Below are 19,948 nucleotides of genomic sequence, written 5' to 3'. Positions count from 1 at the left end.
GCAGTTACGACGCCAGAAATCCGCCGTCCGCCGCCAGCACATGTCCGACGATATAGGATGACGCGTCGGACGACAGCCACACCACGGCTTCCGCCACCTCCTCCGGGCTTCCCATCCGCCGCAGCGGCAGGCCGGCGCTGACGGTTGCGACGTCGCCTACGCCGGCACGCAGCATCATGTCCGTGACGACGCGGCCGGGGGCGATGGCGTTGATGCGGATGCCGCGCGGAGCGTTCTCCATCGCCGCCGACCGCGTCAGCGAGATCGCGGCGGCCTTCGACGCCGAGTAGAGGGAGAAGCCGGGATTGGGATTGCGCACGCCGCTGACGGAGGCGTTGACGACGATGCTGCCGCGGCCCTGCGCCAGCATTGCCGGCAGTTGGTGGCGCAGGCACAGGAACAGCGCGCGGACATTGGTATTGAACACGCTGTCGTAGATCTCCGTGCCCTGCTCCTCCAGCGGCGCGCGGCGCTCCTGGAATCCGGCATTGTTGAAGGCGACGTCGAGCCGGCCGCAGCGCTCGACCACCGCGCGCACCAGCCGTGCGACGTCGCCCTCCTCCGTGATATCGGTCTTGACCGGGACGGCCTCCGCACCGAGCTCGCGGCACGCCGAGGCGGCGGCGTCGATCTCGGCTTCGCGCCGGCCGGCGACGAAAATCGCTTCGGCTCCCTCGGCCGCCATTCTCAGCGCCGTGGCGCGGCCGATGCCGCTGCCGCCGCCCGTGACGAGGCAGACCTTGCCCCTCATCCGCATCCCGGTTGGCAAAGTTCCGCTCATCGTCCACTCCAAAACGCTTGCGCGCGGCGTTGCGCCCATTTAGTTGTATGGTACAACTATATGCCGGGAGTCAAGATGGCCGAGCTTTCGCTGATCGACGATATCCGCGCCGCGTCGCGCCTGATGGTGCGCGAGCTCGGCTTCATGGACGCGACGGTGGCGGCATCGGACTATCCGCCCTCGGCGGTCCACACCATCCTGGAGATCGGCATCCGCGGCCCGATGACGTCAGGGGAACTCGGTGATTTCCTGCGTCTGGAGAAATCGAGCGTCAGCCGCATGGTGCGCAAGCTGATCGACTGCGGCGAACTGCGGGAGACGCCGGACGAGCTTGATGCACGCAGCAAGCTCTTGTCGCTGACGGCGAAGGGCCGCCGCACGCTGGAAGCCCTGCACGCGTTCGGGCGGCAGCAGGTGCGTGGTGCGCTGGCGGCGTTGACGCCGGCCGAGCAGCGCATCGTGCGCGAGGGCATGATGCTCTATGCGCGGGCGCTGCGGCAGAGCCGGGAGGAGGACGAGGTGGAGTCAGCTGCTTGACCACCGCTGTCGTCCCCGCGAAGGCGGGGACCCATACCGCGTGATCTATCGGCTAGACACCGGTATCAGTACCGAACAACTGCCAATCTTCGCCAAACGTCTCCCTGTGGTTATGGGGTCCCCGCCTTCGCGGGGACGACAGCGAGTGTTTGGCGCAAATGTGCTTCAATCGCCCCGGGATGACCTAACGGTCACTTCCCGAACCCTTCCCGCATCTTCGCCTGGATCTTGGCCATGCCGCCGATCCAGCGGTCGTAGTTCTCGGTCTTCTTGCGCATATAGCCGAGCACCTGGGGGTGCGGCAGGATCAGGAACGTTTCCTGCTCGAGGCCGGCAAGCACGTCTTTCGCCACTTGCTCCGGCGTCAGGTCGCCGTCGCCGGATTGCGGACCCTTGGGGATCGAGCGCAGCATGTTGGTGTCGACGCCCTGCGGGCAGAGGATCGAGACCTTGATGTTGTGGGCCTTGTGCGAGATCGCGAGATTTTCGGCAAAGCCGACCGCGGCGTGCTTGGTCGTCGAATAAGCGGGGCTGCCGACCTGCGACAGCAGACCCGCGGCCGAGATGGTGTTGAGGAAATAGCCGCCGCCGCGCGCCCTCATGCGCGGGACGAGATGCCGCGCCGCGTAGACGTGCGCCATGACGTGGATCGCCCAGCTGCGCTGCCAGGGTTCATCCGAGGCGCCGCCGGCATTTTCCGACATCGGATCGAAACCGCCGCCGATGCCGGCATTGGAGCAGAACAGCTCGATCGGCCCGAACTGACGTTCGGTCTCCTCGATGACGTGAGCGATGTCCTTTTCCTGAGCGACATCGCATTTGAAGGCGGCGCCATCAACCATGGCCGCGACCGCCCGCGCATTGGCAGCATCCATGTCCGCGACCACGACCTTGGCTGCACCCGCATTGTGAAAGGCTTCGCACAGCGCCTTGCCGATGCCGTTTGCGCCGCCCGTGACGACCACGACCTTGCCGGTCACCTGCATGCGACGTCTCCTCTTGTCTTATACCGCTTCGCGGAAACTTGTTCAGCTCAACACGAGGTCGAGCACCGCGGTATAATGGCATGCCGCACCGGCCAAGACAAAGCCGTGCCAGATCGCATTCTGGAATCGCAGACGCCGCCAGGCGTGGAAGATCACGCCGAAGCTGTAGAGCAGGCCGCCCGCAACGATGAAGCCCAGCACCAGCGCGGGCAATGCCCTGACCACGGCGTCGTAGAGCATCATGCCGCTCCAGCCCATCGCGAGATAGATGCCGACCGAGACGCGGTCGAACCGGCCGGGATAGAGAAGCTTCAACACGATGCCGAGGATTGCCACGCACCAGACCCCGGCGAGCAGCACCAGCGCGAACACGCTGTCCTTCACCTCCAGGATGAACGGCGTGTAAGTCGCGGCGATCAGCAGATAGATCGCGGAATGATCGAACCGGCGCAGCAGCCATTTGGCCGGCGAGACCGGCCAGAGATTATAGGTCGCCGACAGCACCAGCATCGAGAGCAGGCCGGCGACGTAGATCGAGACGCCGACGATGTCGGTCGCATCGGCATAGATCGCCGTCAGCACCACCAGCACGGTCGCGGCGACGATACCGGCGAAGACGCCGATCGCGTGGATGACACCATCGGCGATCAGCTCGGCGCGGTCGTAATGCCAGCCGACCATGTCGGCTGCGGCGTGGACGGAGCTGGATGCGAACTCTTTCAATTGGAAGACGGTCATGGGCAATCCGCTAACGTGAGGCAATCGTCCTCTTGTATGGGTGTTTCGGGATCGGCGCGGCGTTCAAACGGCTGACTGGCCGACAAAGGCGGTGGAAGTATGGAGCTTGATTTTCCTTACGCAATTGCCACTTTTGTGAACGGCCGCACATTCCTCCCGCCCCGGATCCTCTAACGTTCATATGGCATTCAGTTTCCAGGATATGGTCGAAGAGGCGCGGCTGTCGGCAAGGGCGCTGATCGACTATGGCGAGCACTTCTTCAACCCGACGGTGCGGCTCGGCGTCACCGGGCTGTCACGGGCGGGTAAGACCGTATTCATCACCGCCCTGATCCACGGCCTGACGCGCGGCGGCCGGTTTCCGGTGTTCGAAGCCTATGCCTCCGGCCGGATCGCGCGGGCGCATCTGGCGCCACAGCCGGACGACGCCGTGCCGCGCTTTGCCTATGAGAACCACCTGCGCGCGCTGGTCGAGGAACGGCGCTGGCCGAACTCCACCGTCGACATCAGCGAGCTCAGGCTCGTCATCGAGTACCAGCGCCCGAACGGTGCGGACCGCAATTTGACGCTCGACATCGTCGACTATCCCGGCGAATGGCTGCTCGACCTGCCGCTGCTGCAGAAAAGCTATGAGCAATGGTCGGCGGAAAGCCTGGCGCTGTCGCGCGAGGCACCGCGGGCACATCTCGCGGCGGACTGGCACGCGCATCTCGCAACGCTCAAGCCCGAAGCGCGCGAGGACGAGCAGGCGACGCTGACGGCAGCAAAGCTCTTCACCGATTATCTGCGCGCGTGCCGCGAGGAGCGGTTCGCGATGAGCCTGTTGCCGCCAGGCCGCTTCCTGATGCCCGGCAATCTCGCAGGCTCCCCCGCGCTGACCTTTGCGCCGCTCGATCTGCCCGCTGGCGGACAGGCGCCCGACGGCTCGCTCTGGGCGATGATGGTGCGCCGCTTCGAGGCCTACAAGGACGTCGTGGTGCGGCCGTTCTTCCACGATCATTTTGCGCGGCTCGATCGCCAGATCGTGCTGGCGGACGCGCTCGCCGCATTCAACTCCGGTCCCGAGGCGCTGCACGATCTCGAAGCCGCGCTTGCCGGCATTCTCGGCTGCTTCAACATCGGCCGCAGCACCTTGCTCTCCAGCCTGTTTCGGCCGCGCATCGACCGCATCCTGTTTGCGGCGACCAAGGCGGACCATCTGCATCATTCCAGCCACGACCGGCTCGAGGCCGTGCTGCGCCGCGCCGTTGCGGGCGCCGTCGCGCGCGCGGAAAATACCGGTGCGGCGATCGACGTCGTTGCACTCGCCGCCGTCCGCGCCACGCGCGAGGCGCAGGTGTCCCGTGGCCGCGACAAATTGCCGTCGATCCTGGGAACTCCGGCCGCGGGCGAAAGCGCCGGCGGCGAGTTCTTCGACGGCAACACCGAGGTTGCGACCTTTCCGGGGGATCTGCCCGTCGATCCCGAGCCGCTGTTCAACGACACGGATGCATTCCGCGGGCTCTCGACGGAGGCGGCCGAGACAAGCGACTTCCGCTTCCTGCGCTTCCGCCCGCCCAAGCTCGAACGCGAGGGCAACGGCGAGCCGGCACTGCCACACATCCGCCTCGACCGTGCCCTGCAGTTCCTGATCGGAGACAAGCTGTCATGACCGAGCGATCCCAGCAGCGGCGGCCGGCGACGTTCCGGCTCGACGATCCCGGCGTCGTCGTCACCGAGGCCGACGAGACGGGACGGCTCGGTCGCGGCACCATTCAGATCACACCGGAGAGCGATCCATCGACGCTGCCGGTGCCGATTCAGGCCACACTGCCCGCGCGGCGCCGCTTTCCCTGGGGCGCGCTGTTCTGGCCCGGGCTCGCCGGGTTGACGCTGCTCGGGGTCGGGCTCGGCGTCGTCCATCTGATCGAGGATTTGTTCGCGCGCAGCGAGAGCTTCGGCTTCATCGGGCTTGCCTTCGCGCTCGTCACGGCGCTGGCGCTTGCCGTCGTGATCGGACGCGAGGCGTTTGGACTGGCGCGCCTCGCAACAATCGAGAAGCTGCATCAACGCGCCGCCGACGTGCTCGCCAGTGACGATCGCGCCGAGAGCCGCGTCATCGTGCAGGACCTGCTGAAGATCGCGCACCAGAACCCGCAGCTCGCGCGTGCCCGCGCCACGCTGGAGAGCCATGCCGGCGAGATCATCGACGGCGCCGACATGATCCGGCTCGCCGAGCGCGAACTGATGTCCCCGCTGGATGCGGAAGCGCGGCGGCTGGTGTCGTCAGCCGCGCAAAAGGTTTCGATCGTCACAGCGGTCTCGCCCCGCGCGGCGATCGACGTGCTGTTCGTGTTCGTCGCCGCACTGCGCCTGATCCGCCAGCTTGCCTATCTCTATGGCGGCCGCCCTGGCGCGCTCGGCATGATCCGCCTGCTCCGCCACGTCATCGCTCATCTCGCGATCACCGGCGGCATGGCCGCGAGCGACAGCCTGGTGCAGCAGATGCTCGGCCATGGCATCGCGGCGAAGCTGTCGCAGCGATTGGGCGAGGGCGTGCTCAATGGATTGCTGACGGCGCGACTGGGGCTAGCTGCGATCGACGTCACGCGGCCGCTGCCGTTCGCGGCACTGCCGCCGCCGAAACTGTCGGATCTGGCGACGGATCTGCTGCGGAAGAAGGATGAGGAGGAGTAGCGGCTCTTGCTTACCCTCCCCTGGAGGGGGAGGGTCGGCTCATATTGAGCGCAGCGAAATATGAGACGGGGTGGGGTGACAGTCTCTCCGCCTCGAACAGTGCCCGAGCGGAGAGATCACCCCACCCCGCTCGCGCTTCGCGCGATCGACCCTCCCCCTCCAGGGGAGGGTAAGAGAAGGCGCTAGGCGCGCTCCCGCTTTTCGAATTCCCCGGCCAACACCTTCCACTGGAACAGCGGCGAGTCCTTCGGCGGTGACAGCTCCGGGGTCCAGCCGGTGAGCTTTTCAAGCACATAGGTGTCCATCACGAGGCCGCGCCAGCGGCGCTCGACCTCGCCGAGCTGCTCGCGCCTGGCCGGGATGTTCTGCCACAGCGACGAACGATCGTCCGGCGCGCGCCCGACATAGATGCCCGCGTGTCCCCTGATCCTGTCCATGCCGGGATCGCGAAAATCCTGGAAGCGGCCGCGCTCGTTGATCTCGATCACGGGCACGCGGCCCCTGAACAGCCAGCGCATCATGGCGTAGGTGCGGTAGTCCGTCGTCGCGATCCAGGTCGCGCCGGTCTCGTCGAGCGCGGCCTGCGCGCGCGCGGCGACCTGCTCGTAACCGGCCTCGGCGCCGATCGGATCGCTCTTGCCGAGGAAATTCCAGGGCGCGGCGACGTAATAGAGAAACACGATGACGACGAAGGCGACGCCCGAGACGATTGCAGTCCTGGCCCAGAACAGTGACGATTTGAGCATTCGGGCCGACCATCCCTCTTTCGTCATCGTTGCGAGGTTCACCGCGGTGGCCGCGAAGCCGACCGGCCACATGAACATCGGCCAGGTGTCGCCGACCCGGAGCGTCATCGACTTCGCAAGGAAATAAAGAAACGGCACCAGCACGGCGGTCGACAGCAGGATTGCGACCGGCTCGCGCGTGCGATAGCCGCGCCACGCCGTCAGCACCAGGCCCGTCAGGACCACCGGCAGCATGACGAAGCCGACCAGGCCGAATTGCAGGCCGATGTAATCGCCGATCGTCCGCAGCGAGATGCCGTAATTGGCGGTGGCGCGCACGCCCTGGAAACGGAACGAGGCCCAGTCGTGCTGCGCATTCCAGATCAGCACCGGCGAGAACGCGGCGATCGCGACCAGAACGGCGAGGTAAGGGTAAGGGCTCCGCAGCCAGCGCCAGCGCCAATCCGGCACCAGCAGAAAGGCGGCAACCGCCGGCGCGAACATGATCGCGGTGAATTTCGACAGCATCGAAAGGCCTGCGAACAGGCCCGCCGCGAGCCACCAGCGGCCGTCGCCGCCCTGTGCGAGCCGCACCAGCGACCACATCATCGCGACCGCAAACGGGATCATCGCGACATCGGGCGCGACCTTGGCCATCAGCAGGCCGTAATAGAGCGCGGCCTCGGGCATCAGCACCGCGAACATGATCGCGCGCGCATCATGGGTGAGGCGGCGGACGATGTCGGCCAGCAGCAGCTGTGTCACCAGCATGGCGACGATGCCGCCGAAGCGGACGCCGAGCGCGGTGTCGCCGAGGATCGCGGTACTGAGGCGGATCATCCAGGCGATGCCGGGGGGATGATCGAGAAAGCTGAGCGCCGTTTCCTTCGACCAGGTCCAGTAATAGGCCTCGTCCGTGCGCAGTTCGATGGCGGAGGCGTAAACGATGCGCAGCACGGTCATCGCGGCGATGATCGCTGCGGCCATCACGAGCGGCCGGCGCGCGGCGCCGCGGAGGGGCACGGAGATGTCAGGGGCTGTCGTCACGGCCGCGCTTTTCGCCAACCTGAGAGGGGGTGTCAATGCGGGGGCCCCCATTCTCACTGTCGTCCCGGACAAGCGGGCGCCGACCCAAGACCATGGCCCCAGGGAGGTGTTTGGCGGAAACCCGTGGTTACCGGCTCGCGCCCAATCCGATCCTTTCGTTAGAGATCCCGGATCTGCACGCGCCTACGGGCGCGCTTGTCCGGGACGACGGCGGTGTGTGTGGCTCCTTGCCGCGCAAGTGATCCCGCAGCCTGTCCACGTCAGGAATTAAACGCTACGCTGGCTGTTCTCCTTGGTGAACTGATACAAACGAATCATGGCCACCGCTCCCGTACACATGCCCGAACTCGTCCGTGCCACCGGCGTGCGGCAGCTGCGGCTCATCTGCGGCATCATCCTGTTCGCCTATGTGGTCAGCCATTTCCTCAACCATGCGCTCGGCAACATCTCGGTGGATGCCATGGAGGTCGGGGTCTACTATCATACCCTGTTCTGGCAGTTCCTCCCCGTCGCGATCGTGTTCTACACGGCTGCACTCACCCATATGGGCCTCGGCATCTACGCCCTGTATCAGCGCCGGCAGTTCCGCTGGCGGACGATCGAGCCGCTCCAGCTGGTGCTGGGCCTGAGCATCCCCGTTCTGGTCATGGGGCACGTGGTCGGGGTGCGGCTCGGTTACACGCTGTACGATCATCAGAAGCTCTATCCGCAGGAGCTCTATCTGTTCTTCGTCGCAGCGCCGGGCCGGCTTTGGCAGATGACGATCCTGCTCCTCATTGCATGGGTGCACGGCTGCATCGGCATTTTCTTCTGGCTTCGCCTGAAGCCGTTCTTCACGCGCGCGGCGCCCTATCTGCTCGCGGCCGCCGTGCTGGTCCCGACGCTGTCGCTGCTCGGCATCTATCAGGGCGGCCGCAGCGTAGCCGTCGAGAGCGAAGATGGAGAGTGGCGTAGCCAGAACCTTACCCGCGGTCAGGTCGGCACGGTCGCTGAAGGCAATAGACTGGACCGCATCGCAGGCGGCCTCACCATCGGCTATTTCGGATTGCTCGCCTTGGCGCTGGCGGCACGCGGCGCGCGGGCCTTGCGCGAGCGGCGCGGTGGCATGATCGCGCTGTCCTACGGCAACGGCAAGACGGTGCGCGTGCCAAAAGGCCTCTCCGTGCTGGAAGCGAGCTTGCGCCACAACGTGCCGCATGCCAGCGTCTGCGGCGGCCGCGCCCGCTGCTCGACCTGCCGCATCCGCATCATCGGCGATCACGGCGCCCTGCCTGAGCCATCGCCGCGCGAGGCCTTCGTGCTGACCCGTGTCGGCACCACCGATCCGTCGATCCGGCTTGCGTGCCAGCTGCGTCCGGACTCCGATCTCTCCTTCTTCCAGCTCTTCACACCGCACACACTCTCCGCGAATGCGCAGGCTTCGACGCCCGCCAGCATCGGCCAGGAGCGCTATCTCGTCAGCCTGTTCGTGGACATGCGCGGCTCGACGCAGCTTGCCGAGAAGCGGCTGCCGTTCGACACGGTCTTCATCGTCAACCGCTTCCTCGGTGCAGTCTCGCAGGCCGTCATCGAGAATGGCGGCCTGCCGAACCAGTTCGTCGGCGACGGCATGCTGGCGCTGTTCGGGCTGTCGGCCGAGCCGCGAACCGCGTGCCGGCAGGCGCTGAAGGCTGCCGCCGGAATCGCCACGCATATCGACGAGCTCAACGAGCTCCTGAGCCACGATCTTCGCCAGCCGATCCGCTTCGGCATCGGCATCCACGGCGGCGAGGTCATCATTGGCGACATCGGCTATCGCGACCACATCGTCTTCACGGCGCTGGGCGATGCCGTCAACGTCGCCGCCCGCCTGCAGGACATGACCAAGACCCTGGCCTGCGAGGCGATCGTCTCGGAGGAAATCCTCCGCACCGCGGACCTCGCCGACGACGCCCTGCCGCAGCAGGAGGCCGCAATCCGCGGCCGCGACGAGCCGATGGCGGTGCGGGTGATTGCAGATGCGCGGGAGCTGGCAGCGCTGGTGGATCGAACCGAGCGCGTTGCAGCGTAAGGCAGCCACGGCGGCAGTGCGCTCCCTCTCCCGCTCGCGGGAGAGGGTTGGGGAGAGGGTATCTCCACAACGGGACAATCCCCTAGAGCATGATGTATTTACACGGAACCATAGCCTGAGTTTTTGAAGTAGTTGGTGCACTCCTCCTGGGAGAAGAGATCGAGGAGTTCACCAACCTTCCGCCAGGTTGCCTCCACGTCACGAGGTTCTGCGGATCGCATGAGGTGTTTGAGTTTGGCGAAGACCTGCTCGATCGGGTTGAGGTCAGGGCTGTAGGGCGGCAAGAAGATAAGGTGGGCTCCTCTGGCGCGGATAGCTTGGCGAGCCGCTTTGCCCTTGTGGCTGCCAAGATTGTCGAGAACGACGATCTCGCCCGGTGCGAGGGTGGGTGCCAACACCTTCTCGACGTACAGCGTGAAGAGTTCACCATTGATGGGACCATCAATCACCCAAGGCGCACTGATCCGATCATGACGCAGCGCCGCGATGAAGGTCATGGTCTTCCAATGGCCGAAAGGTGCAGATGCTTGGAGGCGCTGCCCACAAGGCCCCCAGCCGCGTAGCGGCGCCATATTGGTCTTGATCCACGTCTCGTCGATGAAAACCAACCGCGTGACGTCAATCCTGCCTTGATGCGCTTTCCATCGGGTCCGCTTACGGGCGACGTCTGGGCGATCCTGCTCGGCTGGTAGAAGCGTTTTTTTTGAAGCTGAGCCCCTCGGCGTGAACAAAAGTCCACACCGCCAGAGCTGGCCCCGCAAATTCGGACAGTAGCTTGAGTGGATTTTCTGCCTGACAGCGGCGAGGATTCTTGCTGCGAATCAGGAGCGAAGATGACGAAGAAGAGCCGCCGGACGCATTCTCCGGCATTCAAGGCGAAGGTTGCTTTGGCTGCGGTCAAAGGCGACAAGACACTGGCGGAGCTGGCGCAACTGTTTGATGTTCATCCGAACCAGATCACGATCTGGAAAAACCAGCTCCTGGAAGGCGCCGCCGGCGTGTTTGGGCATGACAAGACATCGGCCGAGACGCCGGTCGATTTGAAGGCGTTACATGCCAAGATCGGCGAGCTGGCGTTGGAAAACGATTTTTTGTCCGGCGCGCTCACCAAGGCGGGCCTGCTGAGCGCAAAGCGATGATCGACCGCGGTCATGATCTTTCTATCGTGCGCCAGGCGAAGGTCCTGAAGCTGGCTCGCAGCACGGTCTACTATGAACCTCGGCCAGTTTCGGCCGAGGACCTTGCCTTGATGCGTCGGCTCGATGAGCTGCATCTCGATTATCCCTTCGCGGGAGCGCGTATGCTGCGATCGTTGCTGCGGGCGGGAGGGCGTATACGCCGGTCGCCGCCACATCGCGACGCTGATGAAGCGCATGGGGATCGAGGCGGTCTATCGTCGCCCGAACACGAGCAAGCCGGCTCCGGGTCACAAGATCTACCCGTACCTGTTGCGCGGATTGAAGATCGAGCGGCCCGACCATGCGTGGGCAATGGACATCACCTAAATTCCGATGCGGCGTGGCTTCGTCTATCTCGCGGCGGTCGTCGATGTGTTCAGCCGACGGGTCCTGGCCCATCGCGTCTCGATCACAATGGAGGCGGCCTTCTGCGTCGAAGCGGTCCAGGAGGCGTTGGCGAAGCACGGCAGGCCCGAGATTTTCAACACGGATCAGGGCAGCCAGTTCACCAGCCTCGAGTTCACCGATGTGCTGCTGGACGCGAAGATCGCCATCAGCATGGACGGCAAGGGCGCCTGGCGCGACAACGTGTTTGTCGAGCGGCTCTGGCGCACGGTCAAATACGAAGAAGTATATCTCCGCGCCTACGACAGCGTGTCCGAGGCGCGAGCGTCAATTGCCAAGTATCTGGCCTTCTACAATCAGGGACGCCCTCACTCGAGCCTTGACGGGCGCACGCCCGACGAGGCTTACTTCGGCACGCAAGCTATGGTGATGGCCGCATGACCGTCGCCGACGGTTTTGTCGTCGCTCTGGTCGGGCTACGCCCTCCCGACGCAACGACAAAACCGTAAAGCCCCGCGTTCAGCATAACCCGGCAGGAATCCACTTAAATCCAGCGGGGCGCTGTCCAAACAACCGGGGCCAGCTCTGCCCGCACGTCTGTCTTGATCCCCCGTGCAGCCAGCTCCTGCGTCAGCTTGCGCAAGGTGAATGGCCCCGAGCGAATGCGTTTGCGCAGCCAGTCGGCGTTGGCATCCGACAGAACCCGCTTCTTGTGGCCGCCGATCTGGCCGGGCGCCAGGCCTCCGGTATCACGCCTTAGGTTCTTCCACTTCGTCACGCACGAGGGGCTGATCTGTAGCGCCTCTGCGATCGAACGAACCGTCTCGCCCGCGTCAGCGCGAGCCAAGGCGCGTTCACGGATGTCTTCCGAATAGGGGCGCGTCATCCATGCTGGCCTCCGCACTCCAGCATGGAGCTTGAATCAGAAATCGCCCGCTCTGGGAACCCCGATTCCAGTCAAAAACATCACGCTCTAGCCCGTCCTATTCGTGAGAGTGCGGCTTTTGGGCCCGATTGATGCGGCCGCACATCTTGTCTGACGAGGCGCACAGGATTGCCTTCGGCTTTTCGCCGCCTGACGACCGGTACTTTGCAACGCGCTTGAGGGATGGGTTGGGCGAACGGGGGCGGACGCCCCGCCGGTCAAGGACCGAGCGGCAGCAGCGCGCCGGGCAAGCCGCAGATCAGGTCGGCTTCGGGACATGCCGCGGCAAACGCAAGGCGAATGCGGCTCGTGGTCTCGACGACACGGGCGGCGATTTTCAAGAGCCGAAGACGCAGCGTCGCGAACTCGGCAGCGGCCAATTCCCGGGCTTTGGGAATGGCGTCGCGCACGGTCAGCATCAGCCAATAAGCGGCCGTATGGAGCACGAGACGGACCTGGTTGGCGAGCGCCGAACGGCAGCTGGTGCGATCGGAGGCGAGCTGCGTCTTATGCAGCTTGATCAGATTCTCGGCTTGGCCGCGCGCGCAATACAGGCTGTCGTAGATCCACTCGGCCGAGCCGACATCGAGGCTGGTGACGACGAAGCGGATGTCGAGGCCGAGCATCGTCGCCTCAATACGGGCGACAGTGCGCCGTTCGCGATCCCAGGACTTTGCCTTGTGGCGCGTCTCGGTATAGCCACGCAGAACCGGCAGGTTCTCGATGGCGCGTCGCGTGCGGATGTCGTCGGCGACCTCGTCGACTTTTCTGGCGAGAGGCTTGGTGCCGGACAGACCGAAGATGTAGTCGATGCCGTTGGTCTCGCACCACGCCATTGCCTCCGGCCGGGCATAGTGCCCGTCGCCACGGAACGTAATTTGCGTGTTGTGCCATCGCGTCCGGATATGCCGTACCAGGCGGCGCAGATGGGCACGCACCTCGACGCCGCCCGGCGTCTTGCCGGGCCGCAGCACGACGGCCACGGGCCGGCTCTTCTCCGTGTCGTAGACGTGGATCGGCAGGAAGCAGCGTTCGTCATAATGAGCGTTGAACAGCGAGAGCTGCTGATGGCCGTGGACGACGTCGCAGGTATCATCGATGTCGAGCGTGACGGATGCCGGCTCGCGCGGGTAGCTATCCATCCATGCGTCGACCAAAGTGTAGGTCAGCCGGATCACGTCGCGCAGGCGCGGAGCATTCTCCAGCCGCGACAGCGTCGGCTGGGAACACAAATCCCGGCCCGTGTCCGGTAGGCGACCGCAGGCCAGTTTGAATGCCGGATCGGACCTCAGATGATCGAGGTCGTCGGCGTCCTCGTAGCCGCAGCAGATCGCGAACATGCGAGCGCGGAACATATCGACCAGGCTGTGCACGACCCGCGTCGGATCGCGCCGATCCGGGAACACCCGGGCCAGATTGTTGGCCAAACCGAGACGCCGCTCGGCCATCGCCAGAAGCATCACGCCCCCGTTCGAGGTTAGGCGCCCACCATCGAAGGCAGCTGTGACTTTCTTGGCGTGAACGGCTGGAAACGAGAAGGGCGGAATCGTATCGTCGGTCATGGCGGGCGTGGCGTTCGCGGTTGGAGGTGATGGGGTTGGCTTCGCAACCGAATCCTACGCCGCATCAGCGCTTTACCCCTCAGGCGCACTCTTACGAATAAGACGGGTTAAGTTGAAGAAAGATTGAGTGACTCCCGATCATTTCTGTGCCGAAACGTGGAGTCGCGGTCGTGCCGCGTCCAAAGAAACCGGCGCGAGCGGCCTATTAGACGCGGTAGGTGCTCAGCCTCCGAAACGAGACTATCAAGCATGAAGAGATCGAGCGCGAGGCAGAGGTTTTATTTGTGTTGAATTCTTGCTTCTCGATAGTGGTCTGAAATCGTATCATCGGTCATGGCGGGCGTGGCGTTCGCGGTTGAAGGTGATGGGGTGGCTTCGCAACCGAATCCTACGCCGCATCAGCGCTTTACACCACGCTCGCCAGCCTCTCAGGCGCCCTCTCGCGAATAAGACGGGCTAGAGGAGAAAGCCCTCACCCGCGCCTTCGGCGCGACCTCTCCCGCAAGCGGGAGAGGTGCACCGAGACTGCGGTTACAGCCCGGCTCAATTTCACCACGGACGTAACACCGGCCTGCTGCAACGCAGCGGCATGGGCTTGCTGCGAAGGCACCAATTGACATCATCCAAATCGTTGCGACAGATGAGCGCAGGACCGCGGTGATGACCGCGATCCAACGAAAAGCTCCGGGAGGAGACCAGAATGTTCGATCGACGCGACCTGCTCAAAGGAGCGGGCCTTGCCGCCGTCGCGGCTACACTGAACTCCACCAAGGCGCTGGCGCTCGACACCGTCACCCTACCCTTCGCCAATGGCGAACGACCGCTGGTGAAATATCCGCAGAAGCGGCCGATGATCGGCCTGACCAGCCGGCCGCCGCAGCTCGAGACGCCGTTTGCGGTGTTCAACGACGGCCCGATCACGCCGAACAATGCGTTCTTCGTGCGCTATCACCTCTCCGACCTGCCTTACAATCTCGATCCCGACAAGTTCACGCTCGAGGTCAAGGGCAAGGTCGACAAGCCGCTGAAATTGTCGCTGAAGGACATCAGGAAGATGAAGGCGACGGAGATCGTCGCCGTCAACCAGTGCTCCGGCAACAGCCGCGGTTTCTTCGAGCCGCGCGTCGCCGGCGGCCAGCTCGCCAACGGTGCGATGGGCTGCGCGCGCTGGCGCGGCGTGCCGCTGAAGGGCGTGCTGGAGATGGCCGGCGTTCAGAGTGGCGCCAAGCAGGTGACGTTTGGCGGCATGGACGGACCGGTCAGCGAGAAGACGCCCGATTTCGTCAAGGCGCTTGATCTCGATCACGCCACCGACGGCGAGGTGATGCTGGCCTATGGCATGAACGGCGAGGACCTGCCGTTCCTCAACGGCTTCCCGCTGCGCCTGATCGTGCCCGGCTATTTCGGCACCTACTGGGTGAAGCACCTCAACGAGATCACCGTCATCGACAACGTCTATGACGGCTTCTGGATGAAGTCGGCTTATCGCATTCCCGATACGCCCAACAACGCGGTCGAGCCGGGCACCGCGCCGAAGGCGACCATCCCGATCAACCGCTTCACCATCCGCTCCTTCATCACCAGCGTGCCCGACGGCGCGAAGCTGAAGGCAGGAGCGACGACCCTGCGCGGAATCGCCTTCGACGGCGGCAAGGGCATCAAGGATGTCCAGGTCTCAACCGACGGCGGCAAGATCTGGACCAACGCCAAGCTCGGCAAGGACCTTGGCAAATACGCCTTCCGCGAATGGAAGCTGCCGGTGAAGCTCGCGGCCGGCAGCCATGAGCTCAAGGTGCGCGCCACCGGCAATGGCGGCGAGACGCAGCCGGACACGCCGCGCTGGAACCCGGCGGGCTATCTGCGCAACGTCGTCGAAATCGTCCGCGTGACGGTCGCCTGAAGGAGAATGATCATGCAGCGCACCGTTCTCCTCGCCGTGATGCTCGCCCTCGCCGCCGTGGTGGGTTCGGCCCTTGCCGCGCCGGTCAATTACAAGACTCCCGACGAGGTCGCCGCCTTCAAGCCCGGTCCCAATCTCGAGGTCGTGCAGGGCAATTGCAGCGCCTGCCACTCGTCCGACTACATCGCCACGCAGCCGCCGATGAAGGACAAGAAGGGCTTCTGGCAGGCCGAGGTGACCAAGATGATCAAGGTCTATGGCGCGCCGATCGACGATGCCGATGTCGGCAAGATCGTCGACTATCTGGCTGCAACGTATTGACGGGTGAGGAAACCGCGTACGGACATTTGACCGCGAAACGGGCAAAACCGGCAAAAACGCCGCGAAGTTGAGCGGAATTCAGCGAAATGCCGATGTGGTTTGAGCTACCAAGCCTGCCACATTCCGCGTATCCTGTAGGATCGAACCGGCCGGTTTGGCGGGGACTGGCGGTTCGCGATCTCGGAGGAAGACCCGCGGAGAAGTCGTGATGGCTAAAGGTACGGTCAAGTGGTTCAACCCGACGAAGGGTTATGGATTTATCCAGCCTGCGTCGGGGGGCAAGGATGTGTTCGTGCATATCTCGGCAGTGCAGAAAGCCGGTCTGTCCACCCTCAACGAGGGACAGACGGTGGAATACGAAGAGATCGCAAACCGGGGCAAGACCTCCGCAGAAAACCTCAAAGTATAAGCCCGCCAGCTATTGCTGCCTCCTGGACCAATCCAGGAGCTGGGTTAAGAAAATTTAGAAGACGGCCAGTGCAGTCGACGACAGGCGTTGCGATTGCACGGGGATGGTTATTTTCCTTGGAAGACCGCTTGTCCACGCCACAGCAATGACAATCGCGACGGCATGTCGTCAGCCCACCGGCAACGGTGCGTCGCGCTTGATCTCCTCCATCACCGCATAGGTCCGCGTCTCGCGCACGCCCGGCATCGACAACAGAGTCTCGCCGAGAAAGCGTCGATAGGCGGCCATGTCCGCGAGCCGTGCCTTCACAAGATAGTCGAAGCCGCCGGCAACCATGTGACACTCCAGCACCTCGGGCGCGAGCTTCACCGCGCGCGCAAAGCGCTCGAAATTGTCGGGCGTGGTCTTGTCGAGCAGCACCTCGACGAACACCAACAGGCCAAGACCGAGCCGGTGCGGGTTGAGCCGCGCACCATAGCCTTCGACAAAGCCCTCGCGCTGCAAGCGCTTCAGCCGTTCCCCGATCGACGTCGGCGACAGCCCAATACGCTCGGCGAGCTCGACATTGGCGATGCGCCCATCCTCCTGCAAGATCGAGAGGATTCTGCGGTCGATTCGATCAAGTTCCATATTATATCCATCAAAAGCGATGGTGATCTTCATTTTCTAAGGCACTTCGACTAATTTGTCTATCGAACTACGGTAAGGTGGGCCTTATCCTGTAACTCAGCCACAGGACACGCCATGCCGAGCACCCCGCCTCCCTTCTCCGCTCCTTACGCACCCGACGACACCGAGATCGCCGCGCGCCTGTTGCCGGCGTCGCAGCTGTCCCCGCCGCAGGACGCGCGGATCGACCGCACCGCGACGCGGCTGATCGAGGCGATCCGCAAGCGTGACGACCGGCTCGGCGGGGTCGAGGACATGCTGCGGGAGTTCGCGCTCTCGACCAAAGAGGGGCTCGCGCTGATGGTGCTGGCCGAGGCGCTGCTGCGCGTGCCGGACGCGCGCACCGCCGACCAGTTCATCGAGGACAAGCTCGGCGAAGGCGACTTCATCCATCACGAGACGAAGTCCACCGCGTTCCTGGTCAACGCCTCGGCCTGGGCGCTCGGCCTCTCCGCGCGGGTGATCCAGCCCGGCGAGACGCCCGACGGCACCATCGGCCGGCTCGTGAAGCGGCTCGGCGCACCGGCCGTGCGTACCGCAACGCGCCAGGCGATGCGGCTGATGGGCAATCATTTCGTGCTGGGCGAGACCATCGAGCAGGCGCTGGAGCGGGGCCGGCCGCGCTCCGGCCAGAAGACGCGTTATTCCTTCGACATGCTCGGCGAAGGCGCGCGCACGGCGGCGGATGCGAAGCGCTACTTCGACGCCTATGCCAGTGCCATTGAAACGATCGGCAAGGCGGCAGGCAACCATCCCCTGCCCGACCGGCCCGGCATCTCCGTCAAGCTCTCGGCGCTGCATCCGCGCTTCGAGGCGATCAGCCGCGGCCGCGTGATGACTGAACTGGTGCCGCTGCTGCTGGACCTCGCCCAGCGCGCCAAGGCCCATGACCTCAACTTCACCGTCGACGCGGAAGAGGCCGACCGTCTGGAGCTGTCGCTCGACGTGATCGCAGCGACGCTCGCCGACCCCTCGCTCGGAGGCTGGGACGGATTTGGCCTGGCGATTCAGGCCTATCAGAAGCGCGCCGGCGCGGTGATCAATTATGTCGATGCGCTTGCCCGCGCACATGGTCGCAAGCTGATGGTGCGGCTGGTCAAAGGGGCCTATTGGGACACGGAGATCAAGCGCGCGCAGGAGCGCGGGCTCGGCGGCTATCCCGTGTTCACGCGCAAGGCGATGACGGATCTGAACTACGTCGCCTGCGCGACGAAGCTGCTGGCCTTGCGGCCCCGCATCTTCCCGCAATTCGCCACCCACAACGCGCTGACGGTCGCGACCGTGCTGGAGCTTGCCGCCGGCAGCGGCGGCTTCGAATTCCAGCGCCTGCATGGCATGGGCGAAGCGCTGTACGAGCAGCTGGCAAAAGATCACCCGGACATCGCCTACCGCACCTACGCGCCGGTCGGCAGCCATCGCGACCTGCTCGCCTATCTCGTGCGGCGGCTGCTCGAGAACGGCGCCAACTCCTCCTTCGTGGCGCAGGCCGCCGACTATCGCGTGCCGGTGCCTGCGCTGTTGCAGCGTCCGGCAGATGCCATCGTCCGGCCGCAGGCGGCGGCCCATCCAAAAATCCCATTGCCCTGCGATCTCTTCGCGCCGGACCGGCGCAATTCGCGCGGCATCGAATTCGGCGAACGTGCCGCGCTCGATCGGTTGCTGACCGACGTCAGGGCCGAGACGGCCCGCCTCGAGGCGATCGCCGATGCCTCGCCGGATCAGGCCAATGCGGCGGTCGCCGCGGCACGCGCCGGCTTTGCCGCCTGGAGCCGCACGCCGGCAGGGGCGCGCGCGGCGGCGTTGGAGCAGGCCGCGCATCTGCTGGAGAGCCGCGGCGCTCACTTCATCGCGCTGCTGCAAGCCGAGGGCGGCAAGACGCTCGACGACGCGCTGTCGGAGCTGCGCGAGGCCGCCGACTTCTGCCGCTACTATGCCGCGCAGGGCCGCAAGCTGTTCGGGGTCGAGGCTGCCATGCCGGGCCCGACCGGCGAGAGCAACGCGCTCACCCTGCGCGGCCGCGGCGTGTTCGTCGCGATCTCGCCCTGGAATTTTCCGCTGGCGATTTTCCTGGGACAGGTCACGGCAGCGCTGATGGCGGGCAACAGCGTCGTCGCAAAGCCCGCCGAGCAGACGCCGCGCATCGCGCGTGAGGCCGTGGCCCTGCTGCACGAGGCGGGCATCCCCAAGAGCGCGCTGCACCTCGTCACCGGCGATGGCCGCATCGGGGCCGTGCTGACCGCGCACGCTGACATAGCAGGCGTGGTCTTCACCGGCTCGACCGAGGTGGCACGCTTGATCAACCGGACTCTCGCCGCCAAGGACGGGCCGATCGTGCCGCTGATCGCGGAGACCGGCGGCATCAACGCGATGATCGCGGATGCCACCGCGCTGCCCGAGCAGGTCGCCGACGACGTCGTGACCTCGGCCTTCCGTTCAGCCGGCCAACGCTGCTCGGCGCTCCGGCTGCTGTTCGTGCAGGAGGACGTCGCCGACCGCATGATCGAGATGATCGCGGGCGCCGCGCGCGAGCTGAAGATCGGCGATCCCTCCGACGTTGCGACCCTTGTCGGGCCGGTGATCGACGAGGAGGCCAAGCAGCGCCTCGACGCGCACATCGCGCGGATGAAGCGCGAGGCGCGGCTGCACCTTGCAGGCCACGCGCCGGACGGCTGCTTCGTCGCGCCGCACATCTTCGAGCTCAGGGAGCCCGGTCAGCTCACCGAGGAGGTGTTTGGCCCGATCCTCCATGTCGTACGCTATCGCGCCGAGAACCTCGAACACGTCCTGCAGGCGATCGAGCGCACCGGCTACGGGCTCACCCTCGGCGTCCATTCCCGCATCGACGACACCATCGAGGCGATCATCGACCGCACCCAGGTCGGCAACATCTACGTCAACCGCAACATGATCGGCGCCGTGGTCGGTGTGCAGCCCTTCGGCGGCAACGGCCTGTCCGGAACCGGCCCGAAGGCCGGCGGTCCGCACTACCTCGCGCGCTTTGCCACGGAGCAGACGGTGACCATCAACACCGCAGCAGCCGGCGGCAATGCTGCCCTGCTTGCGGGGGAGGAGTGAGGCCCTGCGCCCGGCGCCGTTGCA

General features: G+C 65.0%; 15 protein-coding genes and 2 pseudogenes. 9 read left to right on the top strand and 8 right to left on the bottom strand.

Annotated elements, in window-relative coordinates; genetic code table 11:
• Positions 1-4: 4 nt before the first annotated feature.
• Positions 5-781 (bottom strand): SDR family NAD(P)-dependent oxidoreductase, encoded by a 777-nt coding sequence (locus ABIF91_RS23525; RefSeq protein ID WP_028179154.1) that lies wholly within the window; start codon positions 779-781, stop codon positions 5-7.
• Between the two features lie 75 nt (positions 782-856).
• On the opposite strand from ABIF91_RS23525, the gene ABIF91_RS23520 reads away from it, so the two are divergent.
• Entirely contained in the window at positions 857-1,318 is a 462-nt protein-coding gene (locus ABIF91_RS23520) for a MarR family winged helix-turn-helix transcriptional regulator (RefSeq protein WP_035672243.1), read from the top strand.
• A 191-nt stretch (positions 1,319-1,509) separates the two neighbouring features.
• Here the strand turns inward: ABIF91_RS23520 and ABIF91_RS23515 are convergent, their stop codons facing one another.
• Positions 1,510-2,304 carry an SDR family oxidoreductase gene (locus tag ABIF91_RS23515; RefSeq protein WP_028179153.1) on the bottom strand — a complete coding sequence of 265 codons (795 nt, stop codon included), beginning with the start codon at positions 2,302-2,304 and terminating at the stop codon, positions 1,510-1,512.
• A 42-nt stretch (positions 2,305-2,346) separates the two neighbouring features.
• On the bottom strand, positions 2,347-3,042 hold the full coding sequence (gene trhA, locus ABIF91_RS23510) for a PAQR family membrane homeostasis protein TrhA (RefSeq protein ID WP_028179152.1): 696 nt from the start codon (positions 3,040-3,042) through the stop codon (positions 2,347-2,349).
• Positions 3,043-3,223: 181 nt separating this feature from the next.
• On the opposite strand from trhA, the gene ABIF91_RS23505 reads away from it, so the two are divergent.
• Together ABIF91_RS23505 and ABIF91_RS23500 are read left to right on the top strand one after the other, a co-directional pair.
• On the top strand, positions 3,224-4,693 hold the full coding sequence (locus ABIF91_RS23505; RefSeq protein WP_028179151.1) for a YcjX family protein: 1,470 nt from the start codon (positions 3,224-3,226) through the stop codon (positions 4,691-4,693).
• Positions 4,690-5,718, top strand: coding sequence for a YcjF family protein (locus tag ABIF91_RS23500; RefSeq protein ID WP_424579424.1), 1,029 nt, complete (start codon positions 4,690-4,692; stop codon positions 5,716-5,718). The genes ABIF91_RS23505 and ABIF91_RS23500 overlap by 4 nt, the downstream gene beginning before the upstream one ends.
• 182 nt (positions 5,719-5,900) lie before the next feature.
• Here ABIF91_RS23500 and ABIF91_RS23495 read toward each other — a convergent pair whose 3' ends face one another.
• Complete coding sequence (locus ABIF91_RS23495; RefSeq protein WP_035717982.1) at positions 5,901-7,430, bottom strand: glycosyltransferase family 39 protein; 1,530 nt, start codon at positions 7,428-7,430, stop codon at positions 5,901-5,903.
• 376 nt (positions 7,431-7,806) lie between these two features.
• Between ABIF91_RS23495 and ABIF91_RS23490 the strand changes: the two genes are divergently transcribed.
• Positions 7,807-9,540 carry an adenylate/guanylate cyclase domain-containing protein gene (locus ABIF91_RS23490; protein WP_028179148.1) on the top strand — a complete coding sequence of 578 codons (1,734 nt, stop codon included), beginning with the start codon at positions 7,807-7,809 and terminating at the stop codon, positions 9,538-9,540.
• A 98-nt stretch (positions 9,541-9,638) separates the two neighbouring features.
• On the opposite strand, the pseudogene ABIF91_RS23485 reads toward ABIF91_RS23490, so the two are convergent.
• Positions 9,639-10,284 (bottom strand): annotated as a pseudogene (locus ABIF91_RS23485) (IS630 family transposase); the annotation flags it as partial.
• 89 nt (positions 10,285-10,373) lie between these two features.
• On the opposite strand from ABIF91_RS23485, the pseudogene ABIF91_RS23480 reads away from it, so the two are divergent.
• Positions 10,374-11,504 (top strand): annotated as a pseudogene (locus tag ABIF91_RS23480) (IS3-like element ISRj2 family transposase).
• 103 nt (positions 11,505-11,607) lie between these two features.
• Here the strand turns inward: ABIF91_RS23480 and ABIF91_RS23475 are convergent.
• Together ABIF91_RS23475 and ABIF91_RS23470 are read right to left on the bottom strand one after the other, a co-directional pair.
• Positions 11,608-11,949, bottom strand: coding sequence for a helix-turn-helix domain-containing protein (locus ABIF91_RS23475; protein WP_424579423.1), 342 nt, complete (start codon positions 11,947-11,949; stop codon positions 11,608-11,610).
• Between the two features lie 257 nt (positions 11,950-12,206).
• Entirely contained in the window at positions 12,207-13,550 is a 1,344-nt protein-coding gene (locus ABIF91_RS23470; RefSeq protein ID WP_208086440.1) for an IS1380-like element ISBdi2 family transposase, read from the bottom strand.
• Positions 13,551-14,250: 700 nt separating this feature from the next.
• On the opposite strand from ABIF91_RS23470, the gene ABIF91_RS23465 reads away from it, so the two are divergent.
• The 3 genes from ABIF91_RS23465 to ABIF91_RS23455 all read left to right on the top strand — a co-directional run bounded on the left by ABIF91_RS23465 (position 14,251) and on the right by ABIF91_RS23455 (position 16,180).
• Positions 14,251-15,450, top strand: a complete 1,200-nt coding sequence (locus ABIF91_RS23465; protein WP_424579422.1) for a molybdopterin-dependent oxidoreductase — start codon at positions 14,251-14,253, stop codon at positions 15,448-15,450.
• A gap of 12 nt (positions 15,451-15,462) precedes the next feature.
• Positions 15,463-15,771 carry a sulfite:cytochrome C oxidoreductase subunit B gene (locus ABIF91_RS23460; RefSeq protein ID WP_028182008.1) on the top strand — a complete coding sequence of 103 codons (309 nt, stop codon included), beginning with the start codon at positions 15,463-15,465 and terminating at the stop codon, positions 15,769-15,771.
• A 208-nt stretch (positions 15,772-15,979) separates the two neighbouring features.
• The gene (locus ABIF91_RS23455) at positions 15,980-16,180 is read left to right on the top strand and encodes a cold-shock protein (protein WP_008563500.1); all 201 of its coding nucleotides are present in this window, start codon (positions 15,980-15,982) and stop codon (positions 16,178-16,180) included.
• A 168-nt stretch (positions 16,181-16,348) separates the two neighbouring features.
• On the opposite strand, the gene ABIF91_RS23450 is transcribed toward ABIF91_RS23455, so the two are convergent.
• Entirely contained in the window at positions 16,349-16,810 is a 462-nt protein-coding gene (locus tag ABIF91_RS23450) for an Lrp/AsnC ligand binding domain-containing protein (protein WP_028182007.1), read from the bottom strand.
• Positions 16,811-16,924: 114 nt separating this feature from the next.
• Between ABIF91_RS23450 and putA the strand changes: the two genes are divergently transcribed.
• On the top strand, positions 16,925-19,924 hold the full coding sequence (gene putA, locus ABIF91_RS23445) for a bifunctional proline dehydrogenase/L-glutamate gamma-semialdehyde dehydrogenase PutA (protein ID WP_028182006.1): 3,000 nt from the start codon (positions 16,925-16,927) through the stop codon (positions 19,922-19,924).
• Positions 19,925-19,948 lie beyond the last annotated feature (24 nt).

Source organism: Bradyrhizobium sp. USDA 241 (genome assembly GCF_049739505.1).
Classification (GTDB): domain Bacteria; phylum Pseudomonadota; class Alphaproteobacteria; order Rhizobiales; family Xanthobacteraceae; genus Bradyrhizobium; species Bradyrhizobium liaoningense.
The sequence above is the reverse complement of the archived record's forward strand: the minus strand, read 5'-3'. Positions and strand labels throughout refer to the sequence as shown.